This window comes from Apilactobacillus sp. (genome assembly GCF_025290035.1).
In the GTDB taxonomy this organism is placed as follows: domain Bacteria; phylum Bacillota; class Bacilli; order Lactobacillales; family Lactobacillaceae; genus Apilactobacillus.
Window position 1 is genome coordinate 1 of record NZ_JAMBKT010000025.1, and the last position, 12260, is coordinate 12260.

A 12260-nucleotide genomic window follows, 5' to 3' on the forward strand; every position below is an offset into this window, starting at 1 on the left:
GTAGTTTTATTCTTCGCTATGTTTATCGATTGTTAATTTACGATGTGACTTTTGCAAAATAAAGATGGCTAAAATCACAAGTAATGCTCCGACAATTTCAATAAAGCTAATTGAAATTGAGAAGAAGATGACACTTAGAATAAATGTCACGATTGGTTGAGTCGCATCGACTAAACTTACCACTTCTGATGGCGCGAAGTTCAATGCGTGTAGTAATAACATGAATGGTAGGATGGTTCCGAAAAGAATAATTCCACCGACTCCGAATACGATTCCAGGTGTCATGTGAGGCATGTTAACCCAAATTGGTTGTTTGATGTTGAAAACAATTCCAGCAATCAAAGTACCCCAACCTAGAATAACCATTGGAGAACTTTGACCAACGATTGGTCTTGGTAAGACAACGTAGAACGCTGCGGTTACCCCAGATAAAATTCCCCAGACCAATGAACCAGTACTAATTGATAGTTGTGAAAAATCACCCTTAGTTAGGGATAACACAACCCCAGCTAGTGCGATTACAAAAACCATAACGTCAATTGGTAATGGTTTTCTGTGTTGAAAAATAATTGAACCTAATAAAATAAATAGTGGTGCTAAGTATTGTAGGATGGTTGATGCATTTGCATTTCCCGTTTGCACACTCATATAGAAAGTATATAAGTTTGCACCTAGTCCAAAAATACCGTATGCCACAATACAAATGAATGATTTCCAAGATTTGAAGACATTAAAAATGTGTCCTTTATAAACAATTGCTGAAATCAATAATAATACAATTCCTGAAATCATTGTTCTGGTTGATAAAAACCAGTTAGCTTCTAGGTGTTCTTGTTGTGATACGAATTGTAAAATTGTACCTGAAACACCCCAAAGCGCTGACGCAACGAATGCCCAAAAAATACCTTTCATGACATTAGTTTCTAAAACGCCCTTTTCGTTTTCCATATTTTCACCCCATAAATCTCTATAATCCAAGTAAATGTTAACTTTTCTTACTTGAAAACCTATCTTAAAAGGATATCATAACTAAGCATCTTTTAAAATAAAAAAAGCCAATTTAACTAGTAAATTGGCTTTTTTAGGTTTTAATTATCTAATATCTGGATCGTTTTTACCCATCTTTTGGTGAGATCTTTGTAGGAAGTAAATTGATACAATAATGATAATTGCACCGATTGCTTCGATTGGTGTTGGAATCAAGTGGAATACAATCATACTTAAGATGATTGTAACAACTGGTTCAACAGCATCAACGATACTTGATACTTCTGATGGAGCAAACTTCAAACTGTATAGCACAGCTGAGAATGCGAAGATAGTACCAACTAAGATAACTCCCCCGATACCTAAAACGATACCTGGTGTAATCTTAGGAGCGTCAGTCCAGAATGGGTGGTATGCATTAAAACATACACCGGCAATCAAAGTACCCCAACCTAGAACAACGAATGGTGAGTTTTCCTTTGATAGTGGCTTTGGAACTGAGTAATAAACAGCAGCTGAAACAGCTGATAGTAAACCAAAGATAACAGCAGTCAATGGAACTGATAGTTCACCAATGTGACCGTTAGTAATGATTAAGAATACCCCAACTAATGCTAATAAGAATGAAATAACATCAGCTTTAAGTGGCTTCTTCTTCATGAATACTAAACCGTATAATACAATAAAGATTGGTGCTAAGTATTGTAGGATAGTTGCAGTAGCAGCGTTACCTTGTTGAATACTTACGTAGAAAGTTGACATGTTAACAGCTAAACCAAAAATTGCATAAATGAATAATCTAATGATTGATTCTTTTGATTTCCAAACATCAAAAACATGTTTACCAACGTGAATTGAACCAATAGCTAACAATAAAATACCTGCAAATAATGTACGAACTGAAATGAACCATTGAGTAGGAACTGCTTCGTTTTTAGCAACGAATTGCATGATAACTCCTGAGAAACCCCATAGGGTTGAAGCCATCGCGGACCAAAAGATCCCTTTCATGACGTTTTCCGTCGTAGTGTGTTTCTTGTCCATAATAAAACTCCCCAATTTTTAATAGTCCTCGCGACTATTATTATTTGTTTGAACGGCTATGTTTGACCCCATAACCGAAGTAAATTGCTAAACCAATTGCAAACCAGATAGCCGCAGTAATCCATGTATCTAATGGTAATTGTAATAGCAAGTAGATACATGCAATCACTGAAACGATTGGCAAGAATGGGTATAGCGGAACTTTGAATCCATCGTTTTTAATATCTTTACGACGACGAAGGAAAATAACTCCGATTGACATAAAGGTAAATGCAATCAATGTTCCAATGTTAACTAAACTAGCTAACTTATCTAATGAGAACAATCCACCCATTGCTGCGATGACGATTGTTACAAAGATAATACTGTGCTTGGGCACATTGCGTTTATCATCAATTTTGCTTAAGCCTTTTGGCAATAAACCATCACGTCCAATTGAGTAGATCAAACGTGAACTACTGAAGATCATGTTTACCATCATAGTAAACATTCCGGCCAGTGCACCTAATGAAATTAACATTCCTAATTTGTCCAAGTGAATCAATTGAAGTGCAAATGTCACTGGGTCTGAAACGTTTAAATCTTTATAGGAAACAATTCCAGTTAAAACTACTGATACTAATATGTACAAGATAGTACATACTACTAAACTACCAATAATTCCAATTGGCATTGTTCGTTTAGGATTTTTTACTTCACCTGCTGAGGCTGCAATAACATCAAAACCTAAATATGCAAAGAATACTAAGGATGCTCCATGGAACACTCCACTTACCCCAAATGGCATAAATGGATTCCAGTTCGATGGTTTAACGAAGAATGCTCCTGCAACCACAAACACAATGATAATCGCAATTTTCACAAGTACCATTATATCATTAAGTTTAGCGGATGATTGAACACCTCTTGTTAAAATCCAAGAAATCAAAACAACAACTAAGATTGCGATGATGTTAACATATGTTCCATGACTTGGATCATAATTAGCAGAAAGTGCTTTTGGTATATGAATACCAAAGTTTGCTAAGAACGATTGTAAGTATGCGGACCACCCTGTCGAAACAGTGGCCACTGAAAGCATATATTCAAGCACTAGTCCCCATCCGATAATCCATCCGGTGATTTCACCAAAAATGATATTACCAAATGTGTATGCACTTCCGGCAACTGGTAATGCTGAAGAGAATTCAGCATAACACATTGCACAGAGTGAACATACGATTGTTGCGATGATAAACGAAACAATAATTCCAGGACCAGCGGTAGTTGCAGCAACAGTACCAGGAAGAATAAAGATTCCGGCACCAATAACAGCTCCAATTCCCATCATAGTTAAATCTTTAGTTCCGATAGTTCTTTCGAGGTTCTTGTCCCTATCAATGAATTTAGCCAACGATGTCTTACGATTCACCTTAGACAGTATATTCATAAAAATCCCCCTATCATATGAGCAATAAAAAAATCGCACTAGTTCTAACTAGTGCGATTTTACCATAGCACCAGAAAGAATAACTGTTACCAGCTATTTTTCTAGTGCTTCGAAGTTTTCATAGTGAAATAATTTCTTCTCGATACTATACTAAATAGCTAGTTCAAAATTAAAGAAGAAATTATTATTATCTTGTTGTAATGTCAATTTATAACAAGTCACCATGATGAAACCTCCGTTTTTTATTTGTTCATTTATTTGTAATTATCTTACCGAAAAATTTGGAATAATGCAAGCTTTTTTATTTATTGCTTAATGCCCTTTGCTTTAACTCCGCGTTTAGTGACTCTAAACGTTTATTAAGAATTAATTGGACCTGTTCGTTTTTTCTAATATTATCGTTGGTTCTTTTAATTAATTCCTCAATTTCGGTGTTAGTATATCCCGACATTTGTTTTTGCATAATGTAAGTATCTTGGTAAGCGCTACTTACAATATCGTATCCACGACGACCTAATTCAAACAATCCACCAGCGGCATTTTGCAAACTAGGCTTCATACTGAAATGGTCAATATGAAGCATTAACTCACGGCTGATAGTGTTGTTCCAAAAACTAATTAATGAACCAGCAAAGAACGCTGTGAAAATAGTCATAAAGCCAAATGGCCCTGCCACGACAACCGCAGCTATCATGAATAAAATATCTTGCGCACTTCTAATTTTTTGGTACTTAATATGAGTATTATCAGCAATAATCGGTGCAATTGCATCGTAAGGAGATACTCCTAATTTAGTCGACATGTAAATTGAAGTTCCTAATGTAAACACTAAAATCCCCACGATAGCATCAAAAATCATCATTGGAATACTAATTGCTTTGGGAAAGAAGGCTGTGTAAACTGAACTGAAATATTCAATTTCAAAACCAACTAACACCATGTTGAAAATAGTCCCAATGCCAATTTGTTTACGATCAAAAATTAACACGATAATGAATAAAACTAAGTTTGCTAATAATTGAAATAAACCTAGTGAAATCCCTAATTTATTAGACATCCCTATATTCATCGCTGTAAAAGGATCAATCCCTACTTTTCCTGAACGCATAAAAGCCGCACCCAATGCGATAAGTGAAACTCCCACTAATGACATTACGGCACGCAAGAAAAAGTCTAGCGGTTTATTGATTACGTTTTTTGAATTGTCATAAGAAATATTTTCCATTGTTTTAACCTTCTTGTCTAAAAATGAATACGCTTACATTATATACCTTTCAATGTTTTTAGCAAATAAAAAAGCTATGGAATTTAATCCATAGCTTTTTATTTTATTCTTGATTATCTTGATCTGAAGTTACTTCAGGGTAAGTTAATTTGATTAATGCAGAAATTAACATTGGTATGATGAATACTAAAATAATCAGACCAACGATAACCCCGATTGCAACTTGAATAAGGGTTAACACTCCTGATGGCATCAATGCCGCAAAAGTACCACCTAGAATAATCGCTGCAGAAATCACAACAGTTCCAATTACAGATGCAGCATGTTCAATTTGTTTAGCTGGTGTGCTATCCACCTTGCCAAATTCACGATACTTCATCATTAGGAAAATACTGTAATCAACACCTAATGCAATTAACATTACAAATGTGAAGAATGGTGTATTCCATGTAAGTGTCTTTTGTCCTAAGAATACTGCACTAATTAGCTTAGTGATACTTAATGAAGTTACGTAAGCGATAATTAGAGTTCCTAGAATGTAGAATGGTTGTAATATTGATCTAGTGATAATCATTAAAGCAATCATAATTCCGACTACCATTATAACGGCAGTTCTAAAGAAGTCTGAACTAGCGATATGGTGAGTGTCAGAAGTAGTAGCAGTTTGACCACCGATAGCGACTTGACTTCCATCTAAACTAGTTCCTTTAATGTTATCTTGAATTTGAGTTTGTAGCTTATCAACTTGATCCATAGCTGCTTCTGAATTAGGGTCTTTATCTAATACAACAGTAATCTTAGCAACCTTCTTGTCAGATGATAAGTAGTTAGCAACTGATTGTTTGAATGTCTTACTCTTTAAGACACTTGCTGGAATATAGAATTGGTCGGCTGCCTTAGAATTAGTTAGTTGAGCTAAGTAATCATTAGCAGTTCCCATCCCTTTATCAATCTTATCCAAACCTTCACTAGCCTTCTTTAGCTTAGTTTGAGTTTCTTTCAATTGAGTTGCTAGAGCTTGAGTATTGTTACCAATTCCTTGAGTATTAGAAGCAATTGCTTGAAGTTGTGATTGTAATTGTGACATAACACTTTGTTGTTTTGCTGATGATTGTTGTAGCAATGCACCAACAATTTGTAATTGTGTTTGGCTCAATGGTTGCTTAGCTGCAACCATTTGTTTTTGTAATTGTTCTAAGACTTGTTTGCCATTAGAACTGCTTGTTGAACTACTAATTGATTGGATGTTTCTTAAGTATTGACCAATGTTAGTAGCTGAGGTTGCAATATCTTGTAATGGTGTAGTGTTAAATGATGAACCTTTAGCACCGCTATTAATTTGTTTTAGCCCTTTGTTAGCAGTCTTCATCTTCGTATTTAAAGTTGATAATTGATCACTAACGTATAGTTGGTTAATTGGCATTCCACTTGGTTGAGTTACAGAAGCGACTGTCTTAATGCCATTTTGTTTACTTAGTTGTTGTGATAAACGATCGATTTCATTTAACGCTTTTTCATTATCTAACTTGTGGTCAGACTTAATGTAAATAGTTGATGGTTCAGCAGTTCCTTTTGAGAAGTGCTTTTGAACAGTTAATAGACCTTGTTTGGCTGGAACACTGTTTTGTAGTTCGACACCATTATCATAGTTCAACTTATTCTTGTATGAAGCCATGAATGGAACTGTTACCAATAGAACTAATACAATTGCTGGGATTGCGAACTTACCTGACTTGTTAGATAAGAAACGCCAGAATTTGTTTTCACCTTCACCAGCGAAGTTTTTGGATGGCCAGAAAATATGTTTACCCATTGTAGCCATGAAAAATGGATTTAGAGTAACTAGTACTACTAATAGTACCGCAACGCCAACCGCAACACCGACTGCAGATTGGTAAATTGAGAACTTGGCTAATGCCAAGGTTGCAAAACCAATTAGCACTGAAGTTCCAGAGTATAGGATGGTCTTTCCAGCCACTTTTCTAGCATCAATAGTAGCTTGGACATTATCCTTACCACGACTAAGTTCTTCTTTAAATTGGTTATATAACAAGATATTGTAATCAGTTCCAATTCCGAATAATACCACTACCATAAATACTCTTGTAAAGTTAGATAGTGGGAAACCGAAAGCTTGAACTAGGTTCATTACTATACTTAGTGACACGATGAATGAAACACCAACAGTTAGTAGTGATACTAGTGGAACAATTGGTGATCTAAAGACAATGATTAATACAATTAAAATGAATACAGCTGCGATTACTTCAGTCTTTTGAATTCCTTTTTCAGTAGAAACTCTAAAGTCATCGTTTAAGATATCACCACCGGTAACATATGTTTTCACACCTGTAGTCCTAGCAGCTTTTTGTAAATCAGTGTTTACTGATTGAATTGAACGAGACTTAGTAACATGAACTTGAACTAGTTCAGTCGTCTTATCTTTTGAAATTAATTGCTTCTTAGTGGCGTCATTATCCATTGGTGCGGTAATTCCTTTAACGCCATATTTATCTTCGTTATCTTTAATTTTTTGGATTGTTGCATTGATTTTAGTTTGTTGGTCAGCTGTAATCTTTTGATTACCATTGTTAAACACAATAACTGCGTCAGTGGTATTACCAATTCCGTGACCCCAGTTATCTTGAATCTTTTGGGCAATTTGGCTTTGTGAAGTTGATGGAATCTTAGTTTGTCCTTTTTGTGCTACCAGATTAGACATGTTTGGTAGGAAAACAACACTTAAGATAACAACAACTATCCATGCAATTAAGCTACCTGTGTATTTTTTTATAAATTTTGGCATCAAAATATCCCCCTATTTCTTGATGTGAACTAATTCGTTTGGTGAAACGTGTTGTGTTAACTTAATAATTTTCGCGATTTCTTCTGGTGATTCTAAATCTTCTTTACTCATCCAGTAGACCACGATACTCATTAGTCGATCCAAAATAATTTCCATAATGTAGTCCCTTGGTATATTGGGATTGAACTCAATATCATCAGAGGAGGCATGAAATGATTCTTTGATGAGGTTTCTAAACATCTCTTTGATTTTATCAATCAGATAAGGATCGCCATCTGGGCTTAATAAAGCAGAGAGTAACTTAGAATTTTGGTAAAAGTAATCTAGCGTTTTAATTAATAATTCAGAAGGAACTTCAGAATCTGCATTTGAATGAACACTTAATTCTTCAGGAATAACATTATTTAGAACTTGTTGAATTTCATCCATTAGTTGCGCTTCAATTTTGTTTAATAAATCGAATTTATCTAAGTAATGAATGTAAAAAGTTCCCCGACCGATTCCTGCTGCGCGCGTTAAATCAGTGACGTTCAAATTATTAAAACCTTTTTCATGAATCAATTGAATCAAAGCATCAGTAATTTGTGCTTTGGTTTGAATTGTTCGACGATCTTGTTTAACCATAATCATCCTCCTCTAAAAATCATTTCCTCTTAGAAATTAACTCCATTATAAAAACAACGTATTAAAAAGTCAACACGTTGTTCATTATCTTTTTTATTTTATTCATTTCGACTGCCTAAAGCGAGGATAAAGACTGTACTTAAGACTAATATTCCACCAATTACTTCGGCTCCATTAAAGGATGTATTTAGAAATACAATCGCCCCAATCGTTGCTGATAGTGGTTCGAATGTATCTAGCATCCCCGCAACCGTTGGTGAAATAAAACGTAAACTATTGATGAAACAAATAAATGACATCATCGTTCCAAATAAGACAATAAAGGTAACTCCTAAAAATGTTCCCAACGTCATTTCTGGAACATCCACCCAAAATGGATGAACGATTGTGAACAATAAACCACCAATTAGCATTGCCCAACCTACAACTACTAATGAACTAAATTTCTTTAATAAGTTCACCGGTAGCATCGTTTGAATAGCCCCTGCTAACGCTAATAACAATCCAGCTGTTAATGCAGGTGTCGAAATCGCTAATTGGGTTAATTGTCCCTTAGTAACTAATAACCATGTTCCGATTAATGCGACTAACACAGCTGTTGCTTCATATTTATTAGGTAATTGATGATAAAAGAAAGCTGTAAAAATCACAATTAATACAGTTCCTAGACTTTGTAGCACGGTTGCTGTTCCAGCATTACTTAAATTAACAGTGACTAAGTATAGATATTGCACTGCGGCTAACCCAAAGATCGCATAAGCGATAAATACCCCAATATTTTTTGGTTGTTTCCATAGTGTCATCACCGATTCTTTTTTCCAAAATTTAGTGAATAATAGAATTAAAATTCCAGAAATTCCCATCTTAATTCCCATCAACCATTCTGGTGATAAGTGATTATCTTGGAATAAAAATTGTGATACTGGGCCTTGAATCCCCCAAAGAATAGCACCTGTGATTGCCAAAGTAGCACCCAACAATTTCTCTTGTAACCTTGTTCGCTTATTTTCCAAATCGATTCTCCATTCCGCTTAATTATTAACTCCATTATAGGACAAAACAAAAAGCGTTGTCATTAGACAACGCCTTTTTTATTAGTCTTTGTAATTTTCAGGAGAATCATCCCATTGGTCAACAGTATCTGTCATTTGACCAGTAGTGTGCCATTCAAAATCTGGGTACCATAGACTACGCTTAGCTTGGTCTAAAGCATCAATTGCTTGAATATCTTGATCTGATAATTCAAAGTCAAAGATATCTGAGTTTTGAATTATTCTTTCTTCATGAGATGACTTAGGAATTGTAACAACTCCTTTTTGCCAGTCCCAACGAAGAATTACTTGAGCTACTGATTTGTTGTACTTATCAGCGATTTGCTTAATGGTAGGATTATTTAGTGCTTCCCCACCGCCTAGTGGTGACCACGCTTCTAATTGAATTCCAGCATGGCTGTTAAAAGCCATAATGTCTTTTTCTTGGTTGATTGGATTGAATTCCATTTGGTTAACCGCTGGCACAATTTCACAGTGGTTAAGTAAATCTTGTAAACGCTCATTATCAAAGTTAGATACACCAATTGCTCTGACTTTACCTTGGTGGTATAACTTTTCCATTGCTTTCCAAGTATCTAAATATTTACCATCAACTGGCCAATGCATTAGATACAAGTCAATGTATGTTAAATCTAATCTTTTTAAAGTACCATTTAGAGCGTCTAACGTACTTTGATATCCTTGGTCACCATTAAATAGCTTGGTAGTAATAAACAAATCTTTACGGTTTTTACCTGTCGCTGCTAAACCTTCTTTGATTCCCTCACCAACACCAGTTTCGTTACCATATTGCTTAGCAGTATCAATTAAATGATAACCTTTGATGATGGATTCTTTTACTGATTCTTTCGCACTTGTATTATTAGTTTTCCAAACACCTAGACCTAAACGTGGCATTTCAACACCGTTGTTTAAAGTGGTAGTTTGAACAAGTCCTTCTAATCTGTTCATAGAAAATTCAGCCTCCATTTCTTTTAGTTCATATACATGGTAAAACTGAATCTTCTCTTTTTCAAGAATATAGGTGTTATTCTTATACGATTTTAATCTTCGAATCCATGAGGGTGTTGTTGAGTCCATTTCCATGCACTAGCAATAATATCTTCAACGTTATCATGTTGTGGTTCCCATCCTAACACTTGACGTGCTTTGGTAGAATCTGCGACCAAAGTACTTGGGTCTCCTGCTCTTCTTGGCGCGTCAACGGCGGGAATTTCTTTACCTGTCACTTTACGAGCTGTTTCTAGCATCTCACGGTTGGAAAATCCAGTAGATGAACCTAAGTTAAAGGCATCTGAGTCGCCACCATCTAATAATCGTTGTAACGCTAAAATATGAGCGTCTGCTAGGTCCATGACGTGAACGTAGTCTCTGACATTAGTTCCATCTTTAGTAGGGTAATCATTCCCAAAAATTTGTAATTGATCACGGGTTCCTTGAGCAACTTGTAAAATGATTGGGATTAAATGAGTTTCTGGACCATGATCTTCACCGATGCTACCATCCATAATTGCTCCACCAACGTTGAAGTAACGTAGTGCTGTATATTTAATGCCATAGGCGACATCTGCCCACTTCATCATCTTTTCCATCATTAACTTACTTTCACCATAAGGGTTAGTAGGTACTTGGGAATCAGTTTCCTTTACTGGAATACTTTCTGGTTCACCATAAGTAGCTGCTGTTGATGAGAAAATAATGTTGTTAACATCGTGGTCATGCATTGCTTCTAGTAAAGTAATCATTCCACCAGTGTTGTTATCAAAGTATTTAAGTGGTTTTTCCATTGATTCTGGAACAATTGAATTCGCAGCAAAATGAATAACACCATCGATTTTTTCCTTATCAAAAACTTGATCTAAAAATTCGCGATCGCGAATATCGCCTTGGTAAAATGTTGCTTTGGGATTAACACTTTGACGGTGACCAGTAGCTAAACTATCTACGACAACCACTTCAAAGCCTTTTTCGATTAATCTTTCGACTGTATGAGAACCAATGTATCCGGCTCCTCCTGGTACTAAAATAGCCATATTATTTCTCCTTTGGTATATCTAATACATATATTATCTAACAGCTACCTTAAAGTTTCAATAAAACCTCAAAATCGGTGTATTTTTTATTTATGTAAACAAAAAAGCTATGGAAATTCCATAGCTTTTTTAATATTAATTAGTCGTTTTCGTATTTCTTGAATACAAGAACTGCGTTGTGACCACCGAAACCAAATGAATTTGAGATTTCGTAGTTAACTGGTGACTTCTTGTTGTCTTCGTTAACTAGTTCAACTTCAACTTCTGGGTCGATGTTCTTAACACCGTAGTTAACAGGCATTTGTTGGCGTTGTAATGCACCAACCATGATAACTGCTTCAAGAGAACCAGCGGCACCTAGAGCATGACCAGTCATACCCTTAGTACTACTTACCTTGATGTGGTCGTTATCAGCGAATACCTTCTTAATTGCTTGTGATTCAGCTGAATCGTTAGCATGAGTACTTGTTCCGTGAGCGTTAACGTAGTCAACGTCCTTAGGATCAACGTTAGCATCTTTAAGAGCTAACTTCATAGCATCAACAGCACCTGAACCGTCAGGTCTTGGAGCAGTTAAGTGGTAAGCATCTGAGTTAGTACCGTAACCAACAACTTCGGCTAAGATGTTAGCACCACGAGCCTTGGCATGTTCTAGTTCTTCAAGAACTAAAGTACCGGCACCTTCACCCATAACGAATCCATTTCTATCCTTATCGAATGGAATTGAACCACCTTCAACAGTTTCTGAAGTTGAAAGAGCTGATAGAGCAGCGAAACCTGCAATACCTAATTCGTTAACTGAAGCTTCTGAACCACCGGTAATCATCATTTTGGCTTTACCAAAACGAATGTAATCAAATGCGTCACCAATAGCGTTAGTACCTGATGAACAAGCAGTAACGATTGCTTGAGAAGTGTTTCTAGCATTTAAGTTAATTGAAATGTTACCAGCAGCCATGTTAATGATTGAGTTAGGAACGAAGAATGGAGATACACGACCTGGACCCTTCTTTGACATCTTGATTGCTTGTTCTTGGATAGTTGTTAAACCACCAATACC

General features: G+C 35.8%; 10 protein-coding genes. All 10 read right to left on the reverse strand.

Annotated elements, in window-relative coordinates; genetic code table 11:
* Nucleotides 1-6: 6 nt before the first annotated feature.
* Nucleotides 7-948: a DMT family transporter gene (locus M3005_RS05335; RefSeq protein WP_293794369.1), complete on the reverse strand. Its 942-nt coding sequence runs from the start codon at nucleotides 946-948 to the stop codon at nucleotides 7-9.
* A gap of 144 nt (nucleotides 949-1092) precedes the next feature.
* On the reverse strand, nucleotides 1093-2031 hold the full coding sequence (locus M3005_RS05340) for a DMT family transporter (RefSeq protein WP_293794371.1): 939 nt from the start codon (nucleotides 2029-2031) through the stop codon (nucleotides 1093-1095).
* Nucleotides 2032-2071: 40 nt separating this feature from the next.
* The gene (locus tag M3005_RS05345; RefSeq protein WP_293794372.1) at nucleotides 2072-3460 is read right to left on the reverse strand and encodes an amino acid permease; all 1389 of its coding nucleotides are present in this window, start codon (nucleotides 3458-3460) and stop codon (nucleotides 2072-2074) included.
* A 301-nt stretch (nucleotides 3461-3761) separates the two neighbouring features.
* Nucleotides 3762-4685: a YczE/YyaS/YitT family protein gene (locus M3005_RS05350; protein ID WP_293794373.1), complete on the reverse strand. Its 924-nt coding sequence runs from the start codon at nucleotides 4683-4685 to the stop codon at nucleotides 3762-3764.
* A gap of 103 nt (nucleotides 4686-4788) precedes the next feature.
* On the reverse strand, nucleotides 4789-7491 hold the full coding sequence (locus tag M3005_RS05355; RefSeq protein WP_293794375.1) for an MMPL family transporter: 2703 nt from the start codon (nucleotides 7489-7491) through the stop codon (nucleotides 4789-4791).
* A 12-nt stretch (nucleotides 7492-7503) separates the two neighbouring features.
* Nucleotides 7504-8115 carry a TetR/AcrR family transcriptional regulator gene (locus M3005_RS05360; protein ID WP_293794378.1) on the reverse strand — a complete coding sequence of 204 codons (612 nt, stop codon included), beginning with the start codon at nucleotides 8113-8115 and terminating at the stop codon, nucleotides 7504-7506.
* Nucleotides 8116-8213: 98 nt separating this feature from the next.
* On the reverse strand, nucleotides 8214-9128 hold the full coding sequence (locus M3005_RS05365; protein WP_293794381.1) for a DMT family transporter: 915 nt from the start codon (nucleotides 9126-9128) through the stop codon (nucleotides 8214-8216).
* Between the two features lie 81 nt (nucleotides 9129-9209).
* Nucleotides 9210-10118, reverse strand: coding sequence for an aldo/keto reductase (locus M3005_RS05370; RefSeq protein ID WP_293794382.1), 909 nt, complete (start codon nucleotides 10116-10118; stop codon nucleotides 9210-9212).
* A 92-nt stretch (nucleotides 10119-10210) separates the two neighbouring features.
* Nucleotides 10211-11200 (reverse strand): UDP-glucose 4-epimerase GalE, encoded by a 990-nt coding sequence (gene galE, locus M3005_RS05375; RefSeq protein WP_293794383.1) that lies wholly within the window; start codon nucleotides 11198-11200, stop codon nucleotides 10211-10213.
* A 139-nt stretch (nucleotides 11201-11339) separates the two neighbouring features.
* Nucleotides 11340-12260: beta-ketoacyl-ACP synthase II (locus tag M3005_RS05380; protein ID WP_293794385.1), on the reverse strand; the 921-nt coding region annotated here is incomplete at its 5' end.